Annotated in this window: 19 protein-coding genes and 1 pseudogene; 11 read left to right on the top strand and 9 right to left on the bottom strand. The window is 44.7% G+C overall.

The features are described from left to right. Positions 1-354: 354 nt before the first annotated feature. From zwf to N0824_RS18475, 3 genes are all read left to right on the top strand, one after another. Complete coding sequence (gene zwf, locus N0824_RS18485; protein WP_046661041.1) at positions 355-1,884, top strand: glucose-6-phosphate dehydrogenase; 1,530 nt, start codon at positions 355-357, stop codon at positions 1,882-1,884. 112 nt (positions 1,885-1,996) lie between these two features. After that, the gene (opcA, locus tag N0824_RS18480; protein WP_108937813.1) at positions 1,997-3,352 is read left to right on the top strand and encodes a glucose-6-phosphate dehydrogenase assembly protein OpcA; all 1,356 of its coding nucleotides are present in this window, start codon (positions 1,997-1,999) and stop codon (positions 3,350-3,352) included. Between the two features lie 258 nt (positions 3,353-3,610). Next, positions 3,611-4,195: a Uma2 family endonuclease gene (locus N0824_RS18475; RefSeq protein ID WP_108937812.1), complete on the top strand. Its 585-nt coding sequence runs from the start codon at positions 3,611-3,613 to the stop codon at positions 4,193-4,195. A gap of 875 nt (positions 4,196-5,070) precedes the next feature. On the opposite strand, the gene pgk is transcribed toward N0824_RS18475, so the two are convergent. Further along, a complete protein-coding gene (gene pgk, locus N0824_RS18470) occupies positions 5,071-6,279 on the bottom strand; it encodes a phosphoglycerate kinase (RefSeq protein WP_108937811.1) in 1,209 nt (402 codons plus the stop codon). Positions 6,280-6,442: 163 nt separating this feature from the next. Between pgk and N0824_RS18465 the strand changes: the two genes are divergently transcribed. The 3 genes from N0824_RS18465 (at position 6,443) to N0824_RS18455 (ending at position 7,929) form a co-directional block, all read left to right on the top strand. Beyond that, the gene (locus N0824_RS18465; protein WP_108937810.1) at positions 6,443-6,853 is read left to right on the top strand and encodes a universal stress protein; all 411 of its coding nucleotides are present in this window, start codon (positions 6,443-6,445) and stop codon (positions 6,851-6,853) included. Positions 6,854-7,273: 420 nt separating this feature from the next. Continuing rightward, complete coding sequence (locus N0824_RS18460) at positions 7,274-7,756, top strand: photosystem I reaction center protein subunit XI (RefSeq protein WP_108937809.1); 483 nt, start codon at positions 7,274-7,276, stop codon at positions 7,754-7,756. Positions 7,757-7,812: 56 nt separating this feature from the next. Beyond that, complete coding sequence (locus N0824_RS18455; RefSeq protein WP_002737043.1) at positions 7,813-7,929, top strand: photosystem I reaction center subunit VIII; 117 nt, start codon at positions 7,813-7,815, stop codon at positions 7,927-7,929. 154 nt (positions 7,930-8,083) lie between these two features. Here N0824_RS18455 and N0824_RS18450 read toward each other — a convergent pair whose 3' ends face one another. Continuing rightward, positions 8,084-10,285, bottom strand: a complete 2,202-nt coding sequence (locus N0824_RS18450) for an ATP-binding protein (RefSeq protein ID WP_108937808.1) — start codon at positions 10,283-10,285, stop codon at positions 8,084-8,086. A 348-nt stretch (positions 10,286-10,633) separates the two neighbouring features. On the opposite strand from N0824_RS18450, the gene cobN reads away from it, so the two are divergent. The 3 genes from cobN (at position 10,634) to N0824_RS18435 (ending at position 16,312) form a co-directional block, all read left to right on the top strand. Continuing rightward, the gene (gene cobN, locus N0824_RS18445; RefSeq protein WP_108937807.1) at positions 10,634-14,275 is read left to right on the top strand and encodes a cobaltochelatase subunit CobN; all 3,642 of its coding nucleotides are present in this window, start codon (positions 10,634-10,636) and stop codon (positions 14,273-14,275) included. Positions 14,276-14,634: 359 nt separating this feature from the next. Continuing rightward, positions 14,635-15,687: a phosphotransferase enzyme family protein gene (locus N0824_RS18440; protein ID WP_108937806.1), complete on the top strand. Its 1,053-nt coding sequence runs from the start codon at positions 14,635-14,637 to the stop codon at positions 15,685-15,687. 244 nt (positions 15,688-15,931) lie between these two features. Further along, entirely contained in the window at positions 15,932-16,312 is a 381-nt protein-coding gene (locus tag N0824_RS18435) for a hypothetical protein (RefSeq protein ID WP_046661028.1), read from the top strand. A gap of 9 nt (positions 16,313-16,321) precedes the next feature. Here N0824_RS18435 and N0824_RS18430 read toward each other — a convergent pair whose 3' ends face one another. Further along, on the bottom strand, positions 16,322-16,816 hold the full coding sequence (locus tag N0824_RS18430) for a DUF29 domain-containing protein (protein ID WP_108937805.1): 495 nt from the start codon (positions 16,814-16,816) through the stop codon (positions 16,322-16,324). Positions 16,817-17,005: 189 nt separating this feature from the next. Between N0824_RS18430 and N0824_RS18425 the strand changes: the two genes are divergently transcribed. Continuing rightward, positions 17,006-17,926, top strand: a complete 921-nt coding sequence (locus tag N0824_RS18425; RefSeq protein ID WP_108937804.1) for an ROK family protein — start codon at positions 17,006-17,008, stop codon at positions 17,924-17,926. Positions 17,927-18,013: 87 nt separating this feature from the next. On the opposite strand, the gene N0824_RS18420 is transcribed toward N0824_RS18425, so the two are convergent. Continuing rightward, entirely contained in the window at positions 18,014-18,616 is a 603-nt protein-coding gene (locus tag N0824_RS18420; RefSeq protein WP_108937803.1) for a Crp/Fnr family transcriptional regulator, read from the bottom strand. A 229-nt stretch (positions 18,617-18,845) separates the two neighbouring features. Then, positions 18,846-19,484, bottom strand: coding sequence for an LON peptidase substrate-binding domain-containing protein (locus N0824_RS18415; protein ID WP_108937802.1), 639 nt, complete (start codon positions 19,482-19,484; stop codon positions 18,846-18,848). Positions 19,485-20,094: 610 nt separating this feature from the next. Here N0824_RS18415 and N0824_RS18410 point away from each other — a divergent pair. Beyond that, positions 20,095-21,051 (top strand): RNA polymerase sigma factor, RpoD/SigA family, encoded by a 957-nt coding sequence (locus tag N0824_RS18410; RefSeq protein WP_108937801.1) that lies wholly within the window; start codon positions 20,095-20,097, stop codon positions 21,049-21,051. A 216-nt stretch (positions 21,052-21,267) separates the two neighbouring features. Here N0824_RS18410 and N0824_RS18405 read toward each other — a convergent pair whose 3' ends face one another. The 4 genes and pseudogenes from N0824_RS18405 to N0824_RS18390 all read right to left on the bottom strand — a co-directional run. Then, positions 21,268-22,152, bottom strand: a complete 885-nt coding sequence (locus N0824_RS18405; protein ID WP_108937800.1) for an S-methyl-5'-thioadenosine phosphorylase — start codon at positions 22,150-22,152, stop codon at positions 21,268-21,270. Positions 22,153-22,233: 81 nt separating this feature from the next. Further along, positions 22,234-22,560, bottom strand: a complete 327-nt coding sequence (locus tag N0824_RS18400; protein ID WP_108937799.1) for an urease subunit beta — start codon at positions 22,558-22,560, stop codon at positions 22,234-22,236. Between the two features lie 19 nt (positions 22,561-22,579). Continuing rightward, a complete protein-coding gene (gene ureA, locus N0824_RS18395) occupies positions 22,580-22,882 on the bottom strand; it encodes an urease subunit gamma (RefSeq protein ID WP_002738360.1) in 303 nt (100 codons plus the stop codon). A 307-nt stretch (positions 22,883-23,189) separates the two neighbouring features. Beyond that, positions 23,190-25,574: pseudogene (locus N0824_RS18390) on the bottom strand (Calx-beta domain-containing protein); the annotation flags it as partial. Positions 25,575-25,824: the final 250 nt, after the last annotated feature.

Here is a 25,824-nt window from a genome sequence, read left to right as displayed (position 1 = left end):
TAGGGGTAGGTTGTGGGGTTTCACCCATTTTTGGGTGGTCAATTACCTAATTTTCAGGGAAAAAGTCCCCCAATTTTCCCCCCGACCACTCCCGGATACAGAACTTTTTGATGTCAAAAAGGCCTAGGCACTCATGCAAAAGGAGGAATAAATAATCAGTCTTTAATAACCAGATTTAGTATGATCACTGATTACTGTTTACTGATTACTGATTACTGATTACTGATTACTGATCACTGATTACTGATCACTGATTACTGATTACTGATTGTGGTTATTAATTTTTACTTTAGGTATGCCGTCGAGTATTCCCGCTAGACTGGAAAATAATGCACCTCGGCTAGACAAAATCCTATGGTAAAGCTGCTCGAAAATCCTCTCCGAGTGGGATTGCGACAAGAAAGAACCCCAGAACCCTTAATTTTAGTCATTTTTGGGGCATCGGGAGACTTAACCCAAAGAAAACTGGTTCCTGCCCTCTATCAACTGAAACGGGAAAGACGACTACCGGCCGAATTAACCATCGTTGGTACAGCGCGCCGAGAGTGGAGTCATGATTATTTTCGCCAACAGATGCGCCAAGGCATCGAAGAATTTTCCGACGGGATCGGGAGTGAGGAATATTGGCAAGACTTCGCCCAAGGGTTGTACTATTTCCCCGGCAACATGGACGATCCGGAAAGTTACGCCAAAATGAAAGTTTTTCTGGAAGAACTAGACGGAATCCGGGGAACTCGCGGCAATCGAGTCTTTTATCTAGCGGTTTCTCCTAATTTCTTCCCTCCCGGTCTTAAAAACCTCGGCGCGGCCGGAATGCTGAAAGACCCAATTAAACACCGGTTAGTGATCGAAAAACCCTTTGGCAAAGACCTTAGTTCTGCCCAAGTTCTCAATCGAGTCGTACAAGAGGTTTGTCAGGAAAACCAAGTTTATCGCATTGACCACTATTTAGGCAAGGAAACCGTCCAAAACTTGCTGGTGTTCCGATTTGCTAACGCTATCTTTGAACCCCTCTGGAATCGTCAATTTATCGATCACGTCCAGATTACCGTAGCCGAAACCGTGGGAGTGGAAGAGCGGGCCGGATATTACGAAAAATCGGGAGCTTTGCGCGATATGGTGCAAAATCACCTGATGCAGTTATTCTGCTTGACGGCGATGGAAGCACCCAACGCTATTAACGCTGATAGTGTCCGCGGCGAAAAAGTCAAAGTCCTACAAGCGACTCACCTGGCCGATATTAATAACCTGGAAAAATCCGCCATCCGCGGCCAGTATAAAGCCGGTTGGATGAAAGGAAAACCCATTCCGGGCTATCGGGAAGAACCGGGGGTTAATCCAGAATCGACCACTCCCACCTACGTCGCCATGAAATTAATCGTCGATAACTGGCGTTGGCAGGGTGTCCCCTTCTATCTGCGTACCGGTAAACGTCTGCCGAAAAAAGTTTCCGAGATTGCCATCCAATTCCGCCATGTGCCGTTATTAATCTTCCAATCGGCAGCCCAACAAACTAATGCAAATGTACTGAGTATGCGGATTCAGCCTAACGAAGGTATTGCCCTCCGTTTTGAGGCGAAAATGCCGGGGTCAGAATTACGCACGCGCACGGTAGAAATGGACTTTAGTTATGGTTCCTCCTTCGGTGTCACCAGCGCCGATGCCTATAATCGCCTACTTTTAGACGCTATGCTGGGAGATCAAACCCTATTTACCCGTTCTGACGAGGTAGAAGAAGCATGGCGCATCGTTACTCCCGCTCTCGCCGCTTGGGACGCTCCCTCCGATCCCGCCTCCGTACCCCAATACGAAGCGGGTACCTGGGAACCCACAGAAGCGGAATTTCTCCTTAACCGCGATGGCCGTCGTTGGCGACGACTCTAAAACAGTGAACAGTAATCAGTAATCAGTAAACAGTAAACTAAAAACTCACATCTGATAACTGATAACTGATAACTGATAACTGATAACTGATAACTGATAACTGATAACTGACATGACCACCCAAAGCCCCCCCATTGTCTCCCTACAAGCACCAAAAGATGTTTCCATCGATGTGATCGAGCAGGAACTGCGCGATATCTGGCAATCCTATAATAATAATGAGGATGGTATGGCCGCCACCCGGGCCACCACCTTTAGCTTTATTGTCTATGAACCCGACGCAGTACAGGAATTGTTAACCCTTCTCGGCTATTACACTGGCCCGATTGATGGGATTGCCGGTCCGCGAACCTACGCCGCAATCAAGGTGGCCCAGAAAGACCTAGGACTAGAAGTAACCGGGCATTCTAGCGATGAATTTGTCGCCCGCCTCAGGACAGCCTGGGAAACGGAAAAAAACGCCCAGGATGGGGCTAATCATCGTCAATACGCCGCCGATTTGGATGCTATTGGGGTCGCAGATGCGATCGCCGCTTCCAATCCCTGTCGCATTATTACCCTCTGTCCCACCGCCGAGGCCGATGAAGGGGTAAAAGCCTCCGTTTCTGCCTATTGTCCCGTTAACAAACGTAGTCAGAACACTTTAGTTTGCTGTGAATACGTTACTTTAAGCGGTACAGCGGAAGCTTTGGAACGAATTGGCGGCATTATTTCCGAGTTAACTATTCCCAGTTTGCCCAAATTTCTCTGGTGGAAAGCCAGTCCCGATGCGGAATATGGACTATTTAAGCGTCTGGCCAGTCAATGTGATACGATTATCGTCGATTCCAGCACTTTTCGGGAACCGGAAACGGAACTGCTGCAAGTGGGGGATTTATTAGCCACAGATGTACCATTAGCTGACCTGAACTGGAGTCGTCTCGCCCCTTGGCAAGAACTAACCGCCGAGGCTTTCGATCCCCCAGAGCGCCGGGATGCTATTCTGGAAGTCGATCGCATTACTATTGATTACGAAAAGGGCAATCCTTGTCAAGCTTTTATGTTCCTCGGTTGGATGGCCAGCCGGTTACAATGGCGACCGGTAGGATATACTTACCAGTCAGAAGATTACGCTATTCATCGGATTAGCTTCCTCGGTCAGGACCAGCGTTTAATTGAGGCGGAATTAGCCGGTGTTCCCGTGGCCGATTGGGGTGAGATACAAGGGGATCTGATTAGTATTAAACTCAGTTCTACTAATCTTCAGGCTGATTGTTGCACGGTAATTTGTTCGGGAACTACAGGCTGTATGCGGATGGAAGCTTCGGGAGGGGCCCAATCTTGCCGCATTGAACAAGTGTCCCATCTGGAAGACCAAAAAACAGAAACTCTGCTAGGTAAACAGTTACAGCGTTGGGGCCAGGACGTGCTTTATCAAGAAAGCATGAAAGTCACCGGCACTATCCTCAAATTATCCCAACCAGATTAACAAATTAGCAACAATAATCTAACCCACTTTCGAGAGACCTTGTTAACAAGGTCTCTCGATATTTATCCGGCAGTCAGCACCTGATTAAAACCGATAATTGTAAGTAGGTAGGCGTTAACAATTATCAGACACCCCCCTTATCAAGGGGGCAGGGGGGATCGAACCTACAATCCATTTTTAATTTAATTATAACCAGCTACTTACCTTTTCAGAAAACAGGTTATTATAAAGACAGAGCTTTGCTTTCAAGGGGGCAATATGGTCGCAACCACTGAGAAACGCTACACAGTCGCAGAATACTTTCAACTAGAGGAAACTGCCACCGACAGACACGAGTATCGAGATGGAGAAATTATTATTATGACTGGGGGAACTCCTAACCATAATCGCATTGCCTTGAATTTCTGTAGAAGATTTCCCTTAACTATCCAGAATCAAGCCTATGATATATTTATCAACGATCTACGCTTGGCAATACCCGCCTATAATGTGTACACTTATCCCGATATTATGATCGTTAAGGGGGAACCAATTCTTGAAAGAGGACGCACCGATACGATTACCAATCCACAGGTGATTATCGAGGTTTTATCAAAATCTACTCAAGACTATAATCGGGGTGATAAGTTTAAATTTTATCGCTCTCTTAATAGTTTTGAAGAATATATTTTAATCGATCAATATGGTTATTATATAGAACAATTTCATAAAAGAGGCGATCATTGGGCATTTCGGGATTATCACGATCAAGAAGCGATTTTAACTTTGTTTTCTCTAGATTTTCAAATATCCCTGACAGATTTATATCAGCGGGTGGATTTTACCGCAATTGAAGTATCCTAATGATACTAAATCCGTTGAGTATAGGCTACATATCAGGAGAGGCACTCATGCAAAACGGAAAATAAATAATCAGTTTTTAATAACCAGATTTAGTATAAAAACCCACTTCCTAATTCGGGTGTGCTGAATAAATCTAAAAACCTTGTTGGATAAGAATTTTAGACTTTTTTCCCATCAAAAAGTGCCAGACCTTGGGGTGATCGGGGGGAAATTTAGGCACTTTTTCCCTGAAAATTAGGTAATTGACCCCCTGAAAATCGGTAAAACCCTACACCCCACACCCCACACCCCACACCCTACCCCCACGAAAAACTTTTTCAGCAGACCCTAATTCCTAATTCCCACTCCCTAATTCCTAATTCCTAATTCCCAATTCCCAATTCATAATTCCCAATTCCTATAGTCATTTCAGATAAGTCTGATACACTCTAGACCAGTTAAACCCTTATGAACTCTAGCATTGATATTCTCAATCTTAATTGAAATGACTATAGCGTTTTTCAGTCTGCTGAGGTACAAAAGTTATGGGTTTTAGGCAAAAGGCAAGAGGCAAAAGTCAAAAGGGAAGAAAAATATGTGTACCTCACTAGCTTAGGAAACGCTATATATAGCAATTCCCATAGTTGTGAGGTACAGAGTCTTAGGTTTTGAGGAGTCAGGAGTCAGGAGTCAGGATTCAGGAGTCAGGATTCGGGATTCAGGATTCAGGAGTCAGGATTCGGGATTCAGGAGTTAAGATTTTGGTGTACCTCATGAGATTGGGAAACGCTATAATTTATAATTCATAATTCATAATTCATAATTTATAATTCATAATTCATAAAAAAAAGGCGGGCCAGCACCCACCTTTTTTCAACCTTAGATATTAGCGATAATTAGGCCTCATCGAGGGCGGCAATACCGGGTAAAACCTTCCCTTCGAGTAATTCCAAACTAGCGCCACCACCGGTGGAAATATGGCTCATTTTTTCCGCCACTCCCACTTTTTCTACCGCCGCTACCGAGTCACCACCACCGATAATGGTAGTTGTACCTGTAGCAGTTAAATCGGCTAAAGTGTGAGCGATCGCATCTGTACCCGCCGCAAATTTATCGAACTCGAACACCCCCATGGGGCCATTCCAGAGGACAGATTTACAGCTAGATAAAGCTTCTTGGAAAACTTTAACTGATTCAGGTCCGATATCTAATCCCATCCAACCATCGGGAATATTTTCGACCTTGACGATTTGGGAATTGGCATCTTTATCGAATTGATCCGCTAACACCACATCAGTAGGAAGGAGAAATTCCACCCCTTTTTCTTTAGCTTTCGCTTCCAGGGATTTGGCTAATTCCAGTTTGTCCTCTTCCACCAAAGACTTACCAACACTTAAACCGCGGGCCTTGTAGAAAGTAAAGATCATACCGCCACCGATGAGCAGTTTATCGCACTTTTCTAATAAAGTTTCGATCACGCCAATTTTACTAGAAACCTTAGAACCGCCGATAATCGCCGCTAGGGGACGTTGGGGAGTTTCAATAGCTGCTTGTAGGTAGTTTAACTCTTTTTCAATCAAATAACCCGCCACCGAGGGGCTGAGATAGTGGGTAACGCCTTCCGTAGAAGCGTGGGCGCGGTGGGCGGTACCAAAAGCATCATTAACGTATAAATCGGCATTAGCGGCTAATTTTTTGGCAAAATCGGGATCATTTGCCTCCTCTTCACCGTGGAAACGCAGATTTTCTAAAAGGGCCACTTGACCGTTAGACATTTGGCTAATCGCTGCCGTAACTCCCTCACCAATACAATCGGGACACATGACTACTTCTTGGCCCAGTAATTCCGAGAGACGTTTAGCCACAGGAGTCAGACGCAAATTTTCTTTAACTTGACCGTCAGGACGACCCATGTGGCTGCATAAAATAACCTTAGCCCCTTTTTTGATTAAATCCTCAATAGTTGGTAGTGCTGCCCGAATACGGGTATCATCGCTGATTGCCCCGGTGGCTTTGTCCATGGGAACGTTAAAATCGACCCGGACTAAGACCCGTTTACCCGCTAAATCAGCTTCTGTTAAATTCGCTACTGTTTTTTTTGGCACAGCCCATAACCTCCTAGATTGCTTACCGTACAATAAAGATTAAATCAGGGTATCGCTACTTGCGGCAATTACTTTGACAAAGATTATTTCAGATTTGGGGATCAGTGTTGCAGTTCCAAGACTGATTTGCCCAGAAAAATTTGATTGGAGAGACTTGCTAATTATGTTTGAGACGATTTTATTTCCCATCGACCACAGCCGCGAAAGTCGTGACGCTACCAGTAGTGTGATCGAATTAGTCAAAATTTTTGACAGTCGTTTGGTGCTGTTGTCGGTGGTGGAAACGACAGCCACCGGAGAAATTACCCCCGACGATAGGATGAGTTCGATCGAAGCGGTGGATAAATTGTTACAATCGGCGCAAGCGATTTTCGCCCAAGCTGGCATCAAGGCGGAAATGATTGAAAGGGAGGGAATGCCTTCTTTTATCATCTGTGATGTGGCCGATGAAGTTAATGCCGACCTGATCGTTATGGGTTGTCGCGGTTTAGGTTTAACCAGCGAAGGCGTGTCCGAAAGCGTCACCACCAAAGTTATTAACCTTGCCCCCTGTCCGGTGTTGATTATCCCTTAATCAGTGACCAGTTATCAGTGATCAGTTATCAGTGATCAGATGTGAGTTGTCAGTTCACTGTTTACGGCGGTTCCTCTATCCATCTGGCACAGACAAATCCTTATTGGATAAGCTTTTCGGCGTGGAGAATGTACCAGACTAATCCTGAATCCGCCGTACTGATCACTGAAACAAAGCTCCCCATCTCCCCCACTCCCCACTCCCTACTTCATAATTCATAATTCATAATTCATAATTCCCACTCCCTTCTCCCCACTCCTGTCTCCTGAGAGAAATGTAACGAATTGTGAGAGTTTCAGCCGTCAACCCTTGAAAACTCGATCGATGGGGTTGCTTGAAGTAATTCTTAGGCCTAAAGTGTAATCTTAAAGTTTTATGATCAATTTTCCTGTTGATCGGAAAAAGGAGAACTCAAACACAATGGCTGAAACTGGATACAAACAGGTGGTGACACCCTACAATGATGATCCGTTCATTGGTCATCTAGCTACCCCCATTTCCGCTTCTGGTTTTACCAAAGCTTTTATTGGTAACTTACCTGCCTATCGTCCTGGTCTAGCTCCGATTCTGCGCGGTCTAGAAGTGGGTATGGCCCACGGTTATTTCCTCGGTGGTCCCTGGGTTGTCCTGGGTCCCTTGAGAGACTCGGAATATGCTAATCTCGGCGGCTTAATCCCCGCTTTAGCCATGGTTCTCTTGGCTACGGGTTGTTTAGCTAGTTATGGTCTTGTCTCTTTCCAAGGTAAGGCCGCTACTGGTGATCCGCTGAAATCGTCCGAGGGTTGGAGTCAATTCGCCGCCGGTTTCTTTATTGGTGGTATGGGTGGTGCTTTTGTGGCCTATTTCCTCCTAGAAAATCTTGGTGTCGTTGATGGCATCATGCGCGGGGTTTTTAATCAATAATTAACCCTTTTTCTACCTGTTATCATTTCCTTATTTTTTTACTAGGAGCATTTGACATGACTGGTGCCTACGCAGCTTCCTATCTGCCTTGGATTTTAATCCCGATCGTCTGTTGGTTAATGCCAGCCGTGGTCATGGGTTTGTTATTTATCTATATCGAAAGTGAATCCTAATTTAACCTAGGATTCCTACAATTCAGGGCTTGAAAATTAGCTATGTGATAGTTAGTTTTCAAGTCCTATTTTCTGGGGAAAAAAGAAGATAAAAATTGGTAAAACCCTACACCCCACACTACACCCACGAAAAACTTTTTGCCGCAAAACCTACTTATAAAGCGGTTAGATAGCGGATTTTTTCCAACAATAGGGAGGGTTGAATCGGTTTGAGCAGATAGTCATCAATGCCATGACGACCGAGGAAATTAACGCTGATTTCGGGGGTATCATTCAAGATTAGCACTTTACTGGCTTGAGTTTGGCGGGATTTTTTTAAGAGATGACAGAGATGATATATATCGGGCATTTTTCGATCGACAATTATAATACTTGGCTGCACGATCTCAATTTTTTTGATAGCGGAGACACTATCGATTAACCAAATAACTTGATAATGTGCCACCATCAATAACTCACAAATAAGATTGGCAATTTCTTCGTCGCTTTCAATCAAAACTATAGTGGGATGGTGGTGATTAAAATGGGGATTATTATCCGAGGGTTGGGGTTGGGATTTGGGGGGCTTTTGTTGAGGTAAACGGACGGTAAAGATGGAACCTTTGTCTAAGCAAGATTCTACCTCGATCGTGCCGCGATGCAGTTCCACTAATTGTTTAGTTAAAGCCAATCCTAATCCTATCCCACCATAACGACGTTTGCGGGAGCCATCCAACTGGGTAAATTTTTCAAACAGAAGCGGTATTTTTTGAGCAGGAATGCCGATGCCCGTGTCTTCTACCTGAAAAATGACCTGACTGCCTTCTTTCCACAGTCTCAGCGTGACAGCACCCTGTTCGGGGGTAAATTTCAGGGCATTTTTTAACAAGTATAAAAGTATCTGCTGAACTCGATCATAATCGGCATAAAAATAATAATCTTTTTCGGCAATTTTTATCTCTAAAATCAGATTAATTTCTTTAATTTCTGCCTCAAATTTAATAATCTCTAAAACGTGATTACAGAGATATTTGAGCGAAAATTGTTTAATATCTAAAACGGCTTTCCCTGCCGAAACTTGCGAGAAATTAAGCAAGTCATTAATTAATTCTAATAGTTTATTGCCGTTATCCTGAATCACTTGTAGATAGTGTTTTTGTTTGTCGGGAGGTAAAAAATTACTAGCTGCCGAGCATTTTTGCAGGGTACTGGACAAACCGATAATACAAGTTAGGGGAGTTAATAACTCATGACTCATATTATTTAAAAATTCACTTTTGCAGAGGTTAGCAGCTTCGGCGGCCATTAAAGTATCTTGTAATTCTTGGGTTCTTTCGATTACCCGGCGTTCAAAAATATCTTTTTGTTCCTGTACTTGAGAATATAATTGCGCTTGATAGATAGCGATGGCGAGATGTTCACCAATCTGACCTAAAAATTTCTTTTCCTGCGGCAACCATCGGCGTTTTTCTCCACATTGATGGGCAATTAATAAACCCCACAATTCTTCTTGTACCACAATGGGGGCGATTAATTTTGATCGCACTTGGTGTTGTCGCAAAAATTCGGACAAACAGAAGGAAGAAGAATAGTTAACATCCACATCATCCACGGCCAGAATTAATCCTTGACGATACTTTTCCTTGTATTGGGGAATATAGGAAAAACAATCGTCTTCGGGGGTTAAATTTAACACCGAATTTATCTGGTCAGAAATGCGCGACTCGGAAGTTATTTTTCCCTTTCCCTCACCGGTACCGGGGAAAAATTGATAAATTAACAATCGGTCCACTTGCAGAAATTCCCGCGCTTCCCTGACTACGGTTTCCAGAATCACCGGTAACTCCAGACTCTGACGCATTTGGGTGATGACTTGGTTTAATAATCTTTCCTCTTCGATTTGTTGGGATAGGGCAGCTTCTACCGGTTGACAAACAGAGAAGATGCGGGGACAACCCCCCTCAGCAGACGGAGAAGAAATTATCGAGAGAATTTTGACTAAAATTTTATTTTGAAAACTGCTGACATTAGTGGATAGAGGCAGATTTAAAATTTGATAACCCTGCTCAATTTTCGGGTGGTGGAGAGACTTGACGGCCAGTCCTTGCAGAAAATTTTTAATCGTGTTCGCTTCAAAACTAATGCGGACTTCGTACTCAAAGTTATGTGCTTGGGGACTGGCTAACAATAAAGCTTGTAGGTCAGTGGAAAGCAAGAGTTGATAGATTTCCCCTGTCTGTGGGGGAATATCTCTTTCACTGAGACTAATCCTGGGCCCTGTTACCTGTATTGCCAACTGTCCCCACCAAGAACGAATTTGTTCGAGGTGAGTAGATGACAACACTTGACAGCAAACATAAGCGGGAGAAGCATTCATTTATCATTTATCATTTATCAGTCATCAGTTATCAGTTATCAGAAGGCAGCAGATAGGGTGGTGGGGTGTTGGGGTTTTAGGGTGTTGGGGTTTTAGGGTTTTAGGGTTTTAGGGTTTTATTTGAAATTCCCCCACTTCCCCACTTCCCCAAACCCCAGTCATCAGTAAGGGGACTGGGGTTTGGGTTTTAGTGAAGATTTTTCTTAATCCCTATCCCCTAACACCTATTCCCTGTTCTTTAAATTGCCGCAGACAGATATAATCGTCTCTATCTACCTAAGAATGATCCCTCGATCGAGACCCTGATTCTCAAAACCTAATCATTATTTAACCTGACTCTCAAAACTTATGCACCGAATTGCTCCCCAAGCGGGTGGTTGGACAGCAGATACCGAAGGGGTGATTATTATTGACCAAAATCCGGCCCCGATTGTTCTCCTCACCATGGCTGATACCGATATTCAAACTCTAGCGGCAGCTATCGACCATCTACCGGATAATTTTCCCGCAATTCGCGCCCTGAATTTATCACAGTTACAGCAGCAATACAGTATCGATAACTATGGGGACAAGGTACTATCCCAAGCAAGAGTGATTATTCTTCGCTTATTGGGGGGACGGGGGAGTTGGTCCTACGGGTTGGAAGTAGTTAAGGAAATTGTCGAGGAAACCGGTGCGACTTTATTTGTCCTCCCGGGAGAGGATAAACCGGATTTAGAGTTGATGAGTCATTCCACTGCTTCCCTGACTACTGTTAACCAGTTATGGTGCTATTTCACGGAAGCAGGGATAGATAACTGGATTAATGCTGCTAAATTTATCGCGCATACCTGTCTCCATCTCGACTATCCTCCCTCTCCTCCTAGGGTTGTCCCGAGGTTGGGAATCTATTCCCAGACAACCCTATCCCAACCCCAAGCACGGACTTGGATACTTTTCTATCGTTCCCATTATCTCGCAGGTAATACCAAAGCTATCGATGCTTTAATCAGCGCTTTCACCCAAAGAAATATTGAAACTGTCCCTATCTTTCTCTCCTCTCTGCGGGAAATTGAAGTGCAAGAGGAACTATTAACCCTCTTTTCCCACCATCCCCCAGACCTAATTCTCGACACCACTAGCTTCTCTATCCAACGACCGGAAGACAAACAAAATCATCACTTCTGGCAGTCCCTCAATAAACCCATCTTCCAAGTTATCCTCAGCAGCAGCAGTTTAGAAGCTTATCAACAGGGTTATCAAGGTCTTTCCCCCCGGGATGTGGCCATGAATATCGCTTTACCAGAAATGGATGGCAAAATTATCACCCGCGCTATTTCCTTTAAATCTGTCCTCACCCGACATCCGAAACTAGAAACGGAAATAGTTGTCTATCAACCCCTCCCCCACCGGGTTGATTTTGTCGCTGATTTAACCGCAAACTATTGTCAACTCTCCTCCCTTCCCAACTCCCAGAAAAAAATTGCTCTCATTTTCCCCAACTATCCCAATAAGGATGGTCGTATCGCTAACGGAGTCGGTTTAGATACCCCCGCTAGTGGTCTGGAAATTCTTCGCGCATTACAAACCCAAGGTTATACCCTCACCGACCTCCCCGACCATAGCGACGAATTAATGCGATTGCTTATTTCTGGTATCACTAATGACTTGGAGACAAGGGAATTAAAACCTATCTATCAATCTCTCTCCCTAGAGGCATATCTAGATTATTTCTCCTCCCTTCCCCCCGATAATCAAAGCGCTCTGCTTGACCGTTGGGGATATCCAGACAAGGATTTCCCTATCCCCGGCATCCAGTTAGGTAATGTCTTTATCGGTATTCAACCTTCTCGCGGTTATGACCTTGACCCGACTCTTAATTATCATTCCCCCGACCTGGAACCTACCCACAGCTATCTCGCTTTTTACCATTGGTTACGACAGGAATTCCAAGTCACTGCTGTGATTAATCTCGGTAAACACGGCAATTTAGAATGGCTACCAGGGAAGAGTCTCGCTCTTTCTCCCCATTGTTATCCCGAAATCGCTTTCTCGTCGCTGCCGAATTTTTATCCTTTTATTGTCAATGACCCCGGGGAAGGTTCCAGCGCTAAAAGACGTTCCCAAGCTGTTATCATCGACCATCTCACTCCCCCGATGACGCGAGCGGAATTGTATGGGGATTGGGAAAAGTTAGAGTCTCTCATCGATGAATATTATCAGGCAGAATCTCTTGATCCTTCTCGTTTAGCTCTAATTCGCGAGCGGATTAGTGATCTGGTGGCGAAAACTAATCTCGATCGAGAGCTAGGCACGATCTCGCGTAGCGAGCGCGTTGCGACCAGCGCCTCCTTTGGTCAATTTCTCACCGTCGTGGATGGTTATCTCTGTGAACTCAAGGAAGCACAAATCCGCGATGGTTTACATATCTTCGGTCAATGTCCCCAGGGTCAGCAGTTAATTGATTTAATTCAATCGATTGCTCGTTCTCCCAGTCCCGACCGCCCCGGTTTAACCCGTTCCCTTGCCCTTGACCTCCATCTCGACTGCGACCCCCTGACGGAATATAACGATACTACTACTTATCTGGAAGGTCTCGCTCAGGATTTAATTAGCCGGAAAATTGAACCTGTAGGCGAAAATACGGCAAAAGAATTGGTTTGGCTAGAAAATCAGTTAATTCCTGCTTTAAAACAAACCCCCGATGAACTTACCTATCTCTTAAAAGGTCTCGCTGGCCAATACGTCCCCAGTGGTGCTTCTGGCGCTCCTACCCGCGGCCGTCCCGATGTTCTTCCCACCGGCAGAAATTTCTATTCCGTCGATACCCGCGCAATCCCCACAGAAACCGCGTGGGAAGTGGGAAGAAAGGCCGCAGAGGCACTAATTGAACGTTATACCCAAGAAAATGGCGAATATCCCCGCACTTTGGCGATTTCTATCTGGGGAACTTCGACGATGAGAAATAGTGGCGAAGATGTGGCCGAAGCCATGGCTTTACTGGGAATTCGTCCCCTTTGGGATGGGTTTTTCCGTCGGGTGGTCGGGTTTGAAATCCTTACCCCGTCTAGCTTAGGCCGTCCTCGAATTGATGTGACCGTTCGGGTATCGGGCTTTTTTAGGGACAGTTTCCCCAGCATACTACATCTTCTTAATTCTGGCATAAATGCGGTAGCTTGTCAAGAGGAAGAGGAAAAAATTAATCCTTTAGCGGCGAAAGTGAAGACAGAGAGGGAGTTTTGGCTAAGTCAGGGCTTAGGAGAAAAGGAGGCGAAACTGAGAGCTACTGCCAGAATCTTTGGATGCAAACCGGGTGCTTACGGGGCCGGTTTACAGGGGTTAATCGAGTCACAAAACTGGCAAAATGATCAAGACTTAGCTAATGCTTATATTAACTGGAGTTGTTATGCCTATGATAGTCAAGGAACTGCCCATTCTTTACCGGAAGTATTGAGAAATAGACTGCAAGAATTAGAGATAGTGCTGCACAATCAGGACAATCGAGAACACGACATTTTCGACTCCGATGACTACTATCAATTTCAAGGCGGCTTAACTGCCAGTGTCCGGGCATTAACCGGCAAAAATCCCGTCACCTATTTTGGTGATCATTCCCGTCCAGAAAATCCCCGCATCAGAAGCCTAGAGGAAGAAATTCGCCGCGTTTACCGTTCGCGAGTGGTTAATCCCAAATGGATAGCGGGAGTGATGCGACACGGCTATAAAGGCGCTTTCGAGATGGCTGCGACCGTAGATTATATTTTTGCCTACTCTGCCACTACTCACCTAGTGGAGGATTTTATTTATCAGGGGGTAGCCGAAGCTTATTTATTTGACCACAAGGTACAACAATTTATTCAGGAGAAAAACCCCTGGGCATTGCGAGATATGGCCGAAAGATTATTAGAGGCTCAACAACGGGGATTATGGACCCAGGTGGACCAGAAAACTTTAGATCAATTGAGAGCAATTGTCCATGAGGCCGAAGGAGCGATCGAATCGGGTCAGTAATTAGGGTTTGCTGAAAAAGTTTTTCCTGGTGGCAGGTTGTAGGGCGTAGGGTGTAGGGTTTTATGGCTGGCACTTTTTAATTTCAACAAAGTCTAAAGATATTATCCAACAAGGTTTTTAGATTTATTCAGCAAGCCCTATATATCCGGCGAGCCGAAATTGCTGAGATTACTTTTCCCCAAAACGAAAACTTCCCATCTCACCACTCGGATAACTGCTGTAGGTAGTGAAAACTTAAATCTGATCACTGTCAGGGGAATGTAGCGAAATATACGGAGCGCTCGAACCAATTTGTAATATATGTGGCCTATAAAATAGGATGATGCGAGCGTTGTCCATACTTGCATCGGGAGGGAACCGTGACAACTTTTCAGGCTTCGCTCAATTTACTGCCTTCTAGTTCTCCCGCTGCTAATTTTCAGACCGGAGAACGGACTTTTCCCACACTCTACTCCACTCTTGCTCCTGCTGCCCTAGCAGATTTGATTTTTTCTCGTTACGAGATTGATGTACCGAAAAATTGTCAATTTTGGCATCGGGGTTTAAGTGATGTGTATCTCCTCGAAACCCTGACAACTCCCTACATTTTGCGCGTATCTCACTGCCATTGGCGCAGCAAAATGGAAATCGACTTCGAGTTAGAATTATTAGATTATCTCGATCGCTCTCAGGTTCCCGTCGCCGCGCCAATTCGCAGCAAAAACGGTGATTTATCCCTAGAAATTAACGCTCCGGAAGGGAAACGTTACGCCGTCCTTTTTCCCTATGCTCCGGGGGGAATTGCTATTGGAGACATAGATATAGAACAAGCCTATCATTTAGGGGCGATCGTGGCTAATTTACATCGGGTGACGGCCGATTTTCAACCCCTAGCCTATCGTCATCCCCTCAACCTCAAATATCTTCTCGAGGATTCCCTGCAAATTATCGCACCTTTTCTGCACCAACGACCGAGGGACCTAGACTGTGTTTTAGAAACCATTGGGGAAATAGAGGAAGAAACCGCCAAATTACCGACAGAATCTCCCTATTGGAGTATTTGTTGGGGCGATCCTCATAGTGGTAATGTGCATATCACCCCGGATAATCAGATGACCCTATTTGATTTCGATCAGTGCGGTTATGGTTGGCGAGTTTTTGATATCGCTAAATTTCTGCAAGTTTCCCTACAATCCGGCTTAAATCGCCAGGTTCGCCATGGTTTTATTCAAGGTTACGATGAAACAGTGCCTTTAACCGATGGTGAATTATCTTGTCTTCAGTATCTCACCCAAGCGGCCTATATTTGGTCTTGGTCAATTAGCTTAAATAACCTGCGTTTAACTGATTATAGTCGTCTCTGTGCTAATTATTTTAGTAGCCGTTTGGCTATTCTCAAACGTTTAAGAACCCAAGAATGGGAATTATTCTAAGCAGCTTCGATATTGCTGGTGATCAAATATAGTTGCCAATTTCCCAATCACCGAGGCGGACTGAAAAATATAACTAACCAAGATAAACTTTCTTGCTGGTCAATGGCCAAACGAGGTATCGATCCCTGTATGCTGGTAAGTATAGATAATCACTAGGTAAAGATTTTCTTCTTCATCTGCCAAAAGTGAAGCAAGCTTTACCGCTTTTGAATACTCTCTCACAGCCTTACAGACAGATGGTATTATGTCTAGAAGAAAGAAGAAGTTTCCCTGTGGTCACAAGGGCTATGGCCAAGTCTGCCATCATTGCGCTCAACGAGATGCCGCTTGGGAAGAAAGAAAACGTCAAAAAAATGCTTGGGAAGCCACTTTTTCCGAAGATCCGATCGATTTGCGGGAATTACCGAAAAATGTGGTACTTAAAGCTAGGGAAATCCTGCAAGGATTGCAAGATCACCGCAATTATCGAGATTTCCACGGTAAACGATTGCGACACGATCGCTTTATTATCAGTATCCCCGTTACCCGCAATTATCGCCTCATCTGTCGCGACTACGGCAATCTCCTCGTCCCGGAGGCGGTGATCTCTCACGAGGACTATAATGTCTGTAAACCGGGTAGGTGAAGCTAATCTTTAGTTCACCTCGGAAGATTTATCCCTGTTTATATCTCCCCAATCTGGCAGCCAATTTTGATCGAGAATCTCCTCCAGACTAGCTAACACTTCTAGAGGGAAAATATTGGCATCTAATTCGGTTTCGTCAATAAGCAGATTGCGAGCATCGAGATAACATTCCTGCAAAATTTCCCTTAAATAGGACTTTAAACTGGGACTATCTTTGAGAATTTTTTTGATCTGAATCCGAAAATTGCGAATTTCTTTTTTCCAGCCAGCTTGATTGTAATCCCGTTGGGATTGCCAGTAAGTTAACTTCAGTAAATGTTCTAAAAGTCGAGTTAATAAACTTTCTAATGCTCTTCGTTCACTTTTCCCCAAATCTGCTAACTCCTCTAATAAATTCTGCCAATCTACTGCCTGAAAATCCCCTTGACGCAATTGGTTGATAGTGTTTTCTAACCAAAGCTGATAATCGGTATCGTAGAGAGTTGGGATGGTAACTTTGATCATTTTTAAAATGGGTAAAAATCAGGAGTTAAGCTGCAGGTATCTAAACTATAGAAGAAATTTGGGGCTAATCAATCAGCTAGTTTTGCCGGTTTAGCCGAATTATCCTCTCGATCACATCTAACCGCGAAAAAAATCGCCAAAAAGAGTGATAATAAACCTAGCTACTCCCAGAGTAACAAGGAAAGCCCGATGGTGAAAACAGTCATAGGTGTCGATTTAGGTGGAACCGCTATTAAAATTGGTAAATTTGACCAGGAGGGCAATTGTCTCGAATCTCTCACCTTACCCACTCCCCAACCCGCTACACCCAAAGAAGTCGCCCATACCATACATCAAGGCATTTGTCAAGTAAATTTAGATAAAAATTGTCAAGCCATTGGTGTGGGAACGCCGGGTCCGACGGATGCTCAGGGAAGAATTGCCAAAATAGCGATTAATTTGGCAGGATGGCGGGATATTCCCCTGGCCGATTGGTTAGAAGAAAGCACGGGAATGCCGACAATTTTAGCCAATGATGCCAATTGTGCCGGTTTGGGGGAAGCTTGGTTAGGAGCGGGCAAACGGTTTCAAAACTTGATCCTGTTGACCTTGGGGACGGGAGTAGGAGGGGCAATTATCCTCGATGGTAACTTATTTGTGGGCAGCAAGGGAACGGCCGCAGAATTAGGCTTAATAACCCTTAATTTTGACGGTCCATTGTGCAATAGCGGTAATCAGGGTTCCTTAGAACAGTACACCTCCCTGCAAGCTATTCGCCGGATGACCGGCAAAGAACCGAAGCAATTGGCAGAATTGGCCGAAAAAGGCGATCGAGAGGCTTTAGAATTCTGGCAGGGTTACGGTTGTTTACTGGGGGCTGGTATCGCCAGTTTACTCTATGTTCTCACCCCAGAGGCGGTAATTATCGGCGGCGGCATTAGTGCCAGTGCTAGGTTTTTCTTTCCCTCTCTGCTCACAGAAATCGAAAGACGGGTTTTACCTAGTTCCAGAGAAGGATTAGAGGTATTAACGGCCGAGTTAGGTAATCGCGCCGGGATGGTGGGGGCTGCTAAATTAGCTTGGCAATTAGTGGATCGCTGCGGGGAGTCCATTATGGCTGGGTCTGACTAAAATTGTCTGACTTGAAAGAGGGGGTGGGGTGTGGGGAAAGAAACCTCTTTCATCTGTGGGGGTGAAAATTTTTTCATCAGGACTGAGTTAATCGTGAATGATTAAATGGCGATCGCGATCGCTGCTCACCGCTCCCTGACGCTGAAATTCCCCTAACAAACGCGTCACCGTTACTCTCGTGGTACCGATAGCATTGGCGAGATTTTGATGGGTTAAACGGATCTTTAAACGACTGCCTTGGGCGATCGGTTCTCCCATTTCCCGCTTTAATAACTGTAGTAACTGCTGGAGACGTTCCTCCACTCGTTTGATTCCTGCGATTGCCAGTAGGGATTCCGTTTGTTGTTGACGACGGATCATTTGATTTAACATCATCCTGGTTAATTCCACCGAGTTTTCCACTTCGGCGATCGTGTACCATTTTAGGTAAAGTTCCGACAAGGCTCTGGCGTGATAGGATTCCAGATGGGTCAAATTTAAGCCAAAAAAGTGGGATGAATGAACCCAGCCTAGTAAAATTTCCTCTCCACTCTCAGATACTTGACTTAGTTGCGCCATACCCCGATAAACTTGCCAGACTCCATCGGCCACCAGAGGAATATTTTCCCCGCGATCATAAAAGTGGAGCCGACGACTCTCGCTATAGTCTTCTCGGAAGGGTGAGACGTTGGGATTATAGGTCAGCAACATGATCAAAGTTCTCCTGGGTGAGGGGATAGCAATTTTAACCCCACTTTACTGTATCAAGGTAAACATTAGGTAATCCCCAGGTTAACAGTTATCAGTTATCAGTTATCAGTGGGTAAGTCATCAGTTTTCAGATGTGAGTTATCAGTTCACTGATTACTGATTACTGTTCACTGTTCACTGAAATAACTTCCCCATTTCCCTCTCCCGCAGCTGAAAAACCTCAAGATTATTAATTTAAAGCATCTTTAAGAGCCGTGCGAGCGGCCAGATGATTGCGGGTTGAGGTGAGAATTTCCGATTCCCGTTGCAGACGACTAACTGTATCCTGCATTTCCAATAAAGCTTGTTGTTCCCCGGCCACACCGTAGAGATTACCCGCCACCCAGTAGGATAATTCCAGGGGAAGACTAGGCAAATCGTCGGGGAGTTCAATTTTTTGAGCGGTTAATTTGGCTGAGAGATGAACCACATCCCGCAGCAGTTGGTCTACTTCTTTGGCCAGAGGTCGCATATCTTGGGTGGTGGGAACATCTTCAATCCACTCCACTAAACCGACACGATAGGGTTTTTCCCGGACGTATTCTAGGACACGGAAGCGCTGTTGACCGATGGTGAGAATTTTTAGGCGATCATCTGGGAGACGTTGACAACGGACAACTTCCGCACAACTGCCCACTTTAGCGATTTCTCCCGTGGCTGGATCTACCATTAATACCCCAAAACGGCGATCTTCTTCCAATATCGTATTCATCATAATCCGATAGCGAAACTCGAAGATGTGCAGGGGCAGGGGACGACCCGGAAATAAAACAACTTCGGGTAGGGGAAAGAGAGGTAATTCTCTAACGGCAATGGAAGAAGTGGCCATAGGTTTAGTAAAAAAAAACCGATCTTCTCCTATTTTTACACAATCCCCCCTGAACCGCTAGGCAAGGGCAATAGACGGGAGTCTGTCGTCGGTCGTCAGCTTTTTCTCCCTGCTCCCCTGCTCCCCTGCTCCCCCATCTTCCCACTTCATAATTCATAATTCATAATTTATAATTCCCTCACTGCTCACTCTGCAATCTAGATGAGAAAATTGCTCATTTTGTCATCTAGATTGCATCCCGATGGGAAACCTCTGGGTAATATATGAGTAGAGATACTCAAACCTCCTCTTCATCGGTGGGTTCCTGAGAGGGATATTTTTTTTTCTCTCATAAACTTTACAATATTTAATAATTGTTGTAATATTGGTTAAATAACCAAGCTTCTCACTACTTGCCATTTATGCCCAAAAACTCTATATCTAGCCAAAAAAAGGACTATAGAGGCAATTAAATCGTCAATTAGATTTCTCTCTATAGTTGAGTAATCACTTACCAATCTCTTTACAAAACGAGAAAAAACTCTGATAGCATCTCCTTAACCGCCCCTGGGGAAGCGATCTTAAAAACGCCATCAATTCCTGAATATCAACCCTCAATCGACGCGCACTCATGAAAACCTCGAAAAACCTTACCGATCCAGTTCGCGCCTATCTCAGAGAAATTGGCCGAGTTCCCCTTCTCACCCATGAAGAAGAAATTCTCTACGCGAAACAGGTGCAAAGATTAATTTTTCTGGAAAAAATCAAAGAATCCCTAAGGGCTAAACTCGGCAGCGACCCCAATGATCGCCAGTGGTCAGAAGCGGCGGAAATTACTGAAGAACAACTGCGTCGAGAATTAGGGGCAGGGGATTTCGCCAAACGCAAGATGGTAGAAGCGAACCTGCGTCTAGTGGTTTCCGTCGCCAAAAAATACCTAAAACGCAATCTAGACCTATTAGACCTGATCCAAGAGGGAACCATTGGGATGCAAAGAGGTGTGGAAAAATTCGATCCCACCAAAGGCTATCGCTTTTCCACCTATGCCTATTGGTGGATTCGGCAAGCCATCACCCGGGCGATCGCAGAAAAAAGTCGCACCATCCGTCTGCCCATCCACATCACCGAAAAACTGAATAAAATCAAAAAAGCCCAGCGTCAACTAGCTCAAGATAAGGGTCGCGCCGCCACCATTGCCGAATTAGCCGAGGAATTAGACCTAACTCCCAAACAGGTGCGAGACTACTTGGAAAGGTCTCGTCAACCCCTTTCCCTTGACTTAAAGGTGGGGGACAATCAAGACACGGAATTAGGGGAACTCTTGGAAGATACGGGACTTTCCCCGGAAGATTACACTGCCCATTCTTCCCTCCAGGTGGACTTAGAAAAACTGATGGCAGACCTCACCCCTCAACAAAAAGAAGTGATTTGTCTGCGTTTTGGTTTAGATAATGGCCAGCCCCTCACCCTAGCAAAAATTGGCGTTCGACTCAATATCAGTCGTGAACGCGTCCGTCAGATCGAACGAGAAGCGATCGCTAAATTGAGAAAACGCAGGGCTAACATCAGAGAATACCTAGCTAGTTAGGGTTTGCGGCAAAAAGTTTTTCGTGGGGACAGGGTGTGGGGTGTGGGGTGTAGGGTGTAGGGTGTGGGGTGTGGGGAGAATAAATAAAATAATCTCCTATCTCCTGACTCCTGAATACTGCCTCCTGCCTCCTGCCTTCGTTAAGGGTCAAATTGATCGTCTGAATAACAGCGAGAAAAATGACCCATTTCTAGATTCATCGGCGACTTTTCTCGGCTATTTCTCTACTTCTTCATATTTTTTCAAAAAGAGAGCTAATTTTTCTTTAGTGGCGATGGGAACAGAATCTAGACGGGTAAGAATGGCGTATTTAAGGGCAGAATGAGCGACGGAAACGGGAGGATTAGCTGCCAGACGGCGCACCGTTTCTTGGATGACTTTTTGGGCATTAATAGCGTTATGGTGGAGATTTTCGATCACCATTTCTACCGTGACATGATCGTGATCGGGATGCCAACAATCGTAATCGGTAACTAGAGCTAAGGTAGCGTAGGCAATTTCCGCTTCTCGAGCTAATTTGGCCTCGGTTAAATTAGTCATACCGATCACGGTTGCCCCCCAACTTCTATAGAGATTTGATTCCGCTTTAGTAGAAAAAGCTGGTCCCTCCATACAGAGATATGTACCGCCCCGATGTAAGGTAACTTCCGGTAGGTTTAAACTAGCGACGGCATCCCCTACAATTTGCGCTAATTGGGGACAAATGGGATCACCAAAGGCGACGTGGGCAACAATCCCTTCCCCAAAAAAAGTCGCTATTCTCTCTTTAGTTCTGTCAATAAATTGATCGGGAATGACTAAATCTAGGGGTTTAACTTCCGCTTTTAGGGAACCAACGGCCGAAGCGGAAATAATATATTCAACCCCTAATTGTTTGAGAGCGTGAATATTAGCTCGAAAGGGTAATTCGGTCGGTAAAAAATGGTGATTTCTGCCATGACGCGCTAAAAAGGCAACTTCTGTTCCGTCTAAAGTACCGAGAATTAAAGCATCGGAAGGAGAACCAAAAGGAGTATCGAGGGATACTTCCCGCACATCCTTGAGGGCATCCATTTTATACAAACCACTGCCGCCAATGATGCCAATTTTTACCGTCGTCATAGTCTTGGAAAGAATTAGTTATCGTTGCCTTGATGTTACCACAATTGAGCGATCGAACTGTGATAATTTTTCCATCAAGCCTTACTTTTTCTTTTTCTTGCCTTTGAGGGAACCATTAATTAAACCATTAAAGCCATAAATTTCTTCAGTTCCCGCGATGGCAACTAACTCCACCTCTTTCGTGTCTCCCGGTTCAAATCGAACTGATGTCCCGGCGGGAATATTGAGATGGGTTCCTTTGGTTAATTCGCGCTGAAACTCTAGGGCCTCGTTAACTTCATAAAAATGATAGTGGGAACCCACTTGAATCGGTCGATCGCCTGTATTAGCCACAGAAATACGCAGGGTGTCGCGACCGACATTAATCTCGATCTCCCCAGATGGTGTGATAATTTCTCCCGGAATCATAACTGCTAAAAATCTCCTCTTAGTGAATGGGATTGTGAACGGTAACTAATTTAGTACCATCGGGAAAAGTCGCTTCGATCTGCACTTCCGTAATCATTTCCGGGATGCCTTCCATTACCTCCTCGCGGGTTAACAAAGTAGTGCCGTAACTCATCAATTCAGCGACGCTACGACCTTCCCTCGCACCTTCGAGGATGGCGGCGCTAATATAGGCGATCGCTTCGGGATAATTTAACTTGATACCGCGATTTTTGCGTCTTTCGGCGAGCAGTGCCGCCGTAAAAATGAGTAATTTATCTTTTTCTTGGGGCGAAAGTTGCATAGATGGGCCTTTTTTTTCACACAGATGCCTAGGGTTATTGTAGTTCTTGGCGGGATAGTTGTAGCGATCGAGTTGTGAAATTTTATTTACTTAGCCAGCATTATTGATGAAGATTTGGGAAGATACTTAAAAGTCTTGCGTCGTTCAAAACCTTGCTTCTTCATCGGCCCGCGTCCTCTAGGGGCGAAGCATTCGGGCAATAACCTATCGGTGAAACCGTAGATTTTCTAGTCACCAGTAAAGTCCAGAAAACGGGTTTCTCGGAGAAACCCGTTTTCTAGGTGACTTAGAAGGATAACTTAGACACTTAAACAAAGAAATTACCCACTGGAATGCTCCCTAAAGCTGGTAAAGTACCAGTAAATCCAGTCATATTTATTAATAAATCATTGCTGGATTGGAAGCCAGCCGTGCTATCATTAATAACGAGGTAAGTTCCAGCTATTGCACCGGTTGTTACCTGCACTAAGGCGGCACTATTAACCCCTAATCCTTGATTACCTGTAATCGCTCCATTAGCATCAGTAAATACCTGATTGATTAAATTGTCTAAAGTGGTAGTAGTGCTATCAGCAGCGCGACTGAAACTACTAGGCGCACTCATGGCGTTTCCAGTTTGAGTTAATAAGTCTATTTTATCACTATTGATGGCAAAATCTGTGATACGATCGCTTGTTGATATGGTAGATTGGCCAAATTGGAAGATGAAAGTATCTGCACCTAAACCACCGGTTAAATTATCAATTCCCGCACCTCCATTGATTTGATTATTGCCACTATTTCCGGTGATATTATTGTTACCAGCGTTACCTGTACCATTAATATTATTACTGCCAATTAGTCTGAGGTTTTCGACATTGTTGGGTAAGGTGCGAGTGATACTGCTTTGCCAAGTATCAGTAATGATAACTTCTCCTATTCCTCCTTCGGGATTGATGGTAGCATTAACGGGATTTGACAGGGTTACTGTAAAGGCTTCATCGGCTTCGTTGAGGTTATCATTGAGGATGGGAATGCTAATAGTAGCAGTGGAAGTATTAGCAGCAATGGTGATAGTTCCAGTTTTGCTAGTGTAATCTACATTAGCGGTAGCGTTAATGGGTGCAGTGGTATAGTTGAAGGTAATTGGTTGCGGGTTGGGGTTATCAACTGTGACGGTGAGGATGGCATTATTATCTAAGCCTTCGACCACGGTAATATTATTGATGGAAAGTTGGGGAAAGTCGTCATTGGTAATTGTTCCCGTCACTGGGGTAGTTGTCCCTACTGTATAACCTGTCCCGGAAGCGAGGGTTAAAATGACAGTTTCGTTGGGTTCAACTGTAGTATCCGCAGTGGGGTCAACGATTACGGTAGCTGTTGATAAACCAGCAGCAAAGGCGATACTGCTGGGAAGCGCAGCGTAATCGGTTCCATTGGTTGCTGTCCCACCAATACTGTAATTAACCGTTAAAGGATTAGTGGTTACTCCAGAACGAGTGAAGGTATAGACTAAATTAGTCGTTCCGTCTTCAGTAACACTACTAGGAGAAACTGCAAGAGTAATACTGGGAAGGGTGACATCATCATTGGTAATTGTTCCCGTCACTGGGGTGGTCGTACCTACTGTATAACCTGTCCCAGAAGCGAGGGTTAAAATAACAGTTTCGTTACTTTCTACTATTGTGTCAGCAGTGGGATCAACGGTTACAGTCGCGGTCGCTGAATTAGCAGCGAAGGTGACTGTATTGGTAGTCCCTGTACGAGTGTAATCGGTATTTAAAGTAGCTGTCCCTCCGAGGGTGTAATTAACCGTCAAAGCATTTGTTGTTACACCAGTACGGGTGAAGGTGTAAATTAGATTAGTTGTCCCATCTTCAGTAACACTACTAGGAGAAACCGCAAGAGTAATACTGGGAAGGGTGACATCATCATTGGTAATTGTTCCCGTCACTGGGGTAGTTGTCCCAACTGTATAACCTGTCCCAGAAGCAAGAGTTAAAATAACGGTTTCGTTGGGTTCTATCGTAGTGTCAGCAGTGGGGTCAACGGTTACGGTAGCAGTGGATGAACCAGCAGCAAAGGTGACTGTATTGTTAGTCCCTGTACGAGTGTAGTCGGTATTTAAAGTAGCTGTCCCTCCGAGGGTGTAATTAACCGTCAAAGCATTTGTTGTTACACCAGTACGGGTGAAGGTGTAAATTAGATTAGTTGTCCCATCTTCAGTAACACTACTAGGAGAAACCGCAAGAGTAATACTGGGAAGGGTGACATCATCATTGGTAATTGTTCCCGTCACTGGAGTGGTGGTCCCTACTGTATAACCTGTCCCCGCAGCAAGAGTTAAAGCGACGGTTTCGTTGTTTTCAACAATAGTGTCAGCAGTGGGGTCTATTGTGACTTTAGCAGTGGTAGCATTAGCAGCGAAAGTCACTGTCCCAGTGGTAATGGTGAAAGTTGCTGCACCGGTTTGGGTGTAGTCTGTGCTAAATGTCGCTGTACCCCCAACTGTATAGTTAACCGTTAAAGCATTAGTGGTTACTCCGCTACGGGTGAAGGTATAGGCCATATTAGCTGTCCCGTCTTCACTAACACTGCTGGGAGAAATAGAAAGAGTAACAGTTTGTGGACTGGTAAACTCACTCACATCAATAATCTTTAAGCCACCATACCAATCAGCTAGATATGCATAGTTACCGACTATTTGTACATCTATAGCATAGCTATAGGTGCGAAACGTTTAGGCATGAAATAGGGCTGAAATGCCTGAAATAACCGCCTAGTAAGGTCTTCAGTCCCCCGACTGAATCTAAGAGGTCAACCCTGACCAACCTTATAACTGTTTATATGTCCCAACGTTTAGTATCACCCGATACCAAATCAGGCAAGGGGACTCAAGGTCAATACACTTGTAATAAATCTTTACAAGGTGAGAGTAACGGCGATAGCCACCCCCAGATTCA

The sequence above is a fragment of the Microcystis sp. 0824 genome (assembly GCF_003112475.1).
GTDB classification, from domain to species: domain Bacteria; phylum Cyanobacteriota; class Cyanobacteriia; order Cyanobacteriales; family Microcystaceae; genus Microcystis; species Microcystis aeruginosa_C.
Note: the sequence above shows the minus strand (reverse complement) of the source record. Positions and strands in the feature narration are given on the sequence as shown.

Bases quoted from the DNA above. Each gene is read 5' to 3' on its own strand.
- zwf (WP_046661041.1), top strand. From the start codon at position 355: ATGGTAAAGCTGCTCGAAAATCCTCTCCGAGTGGGATTGCGACAAGAA.
- opcA (WP_108937813.1), top strand. From the start codon at position 1,997: ATGACCACCCAAAGCCCCCCCATTGTCTCCCTACAAGCACCAAAAGAT.
- N0824_RS18475 (WP_108937812.1), top strand. From the start codon at position 3,611: ATGGTCGCAACCACTGAGAAACGCTACACAGTCGCAGAATACTTTCAA.
- N0824_RS18465 (WP_108937810.1), top strand. From the start codon at position 6,443: ATGTTTGAGACGATTTTATTTCCCATCGACCACAGCCGCGAAAGTCGT.
- N0824_RS18460 (WP_108937809.1), top strand. From the start codon at position 7,274: ATGGCTGAAACTGGATACAAACAGGTGGTGACACCCTACAATGATGAT.
- N0824_RS18455 (WP_002737043.1), top strand. From the start codon at position 7,813: ATGACTGGTGCCTACGCAGCTTCCTATCTGCCTTGGATTTTAATCCCG.
- N0824_RS18450 (WP_108937808.1), bottom strand. From the start codon at position 10,285: ATGAATGCTTCTCCCGCTTATGTTTGCTGTCAAGTGTTGTCATCTACT.
- cobN (WP_108937807.1), top strand. From the start codon at position 10,634: ATGCACCGAATTGCTCCCCAAGCGGGTGGTTGGACAGCAGATACCGAA.
- N0824_RS18435 (WP_046661028.1), top strand. From the start codon at position 15,932: ATGTCTAGAAGAAAGAAGAAGTTTCCCTGTGGTCACAAGGGCTATGGC.
- N0824_RS18430 (WP_108937805.1), bottom strand. From the start codon at position 16,816: ATGATCAAAGTTACCATCCCAACTCTCTACGATACCGATTATCAGCTT.
- N0824_RS18425 (WP_108937804.1), top strand. From the start codon at position 17,006: ATGGTGAAAACAGTCATAGGTGTCGATTTAGGTGGAACCGCTATTAAA.
- N0824_RS18420 (WP_108937803.1), bottom strand. From the start codon at position 18,616: ATGTTGCTGACCTATAATCCCAACGTCTCACCCTTCCGAGAAGACTAT.
- N0824_RS18415 (WP_108937802.1), bottom strand. From the start codon at position 19,484: ATGGCCACTTCTTCCATTGCCGTTAGAGAATTACCTCTCTTTCCCCTA.
- N0824_RS18410 (WP_108937801.1), top strand. From the start codon at position 20,095: ATGAAAACCTCGAAAAACCTTACCGATCCAGTTCGCGCCTATCTCAGA.
- N0824_RS18405 (WP_108937800.1), bottom strand. From the start codon at position 22,152: ATGACGACGGTAAAAATTGGCATCATTGGCGGCAGTGGTTTGTATAAA.
- N0824_RS18400 (WP_108937799.1), bottom strand. From the start codon at position 22,560: ATGATTCCGGGAGAAATTATCACACCATCTGGGGAGATCGAGATTAAT.
- ureA (WP_002738360.1), bottom strand. From the start codon at position 22,882: ATGCAACTTTCGCCCCAAGAAAAAGATAAATTACTCATTTTTACGGCG.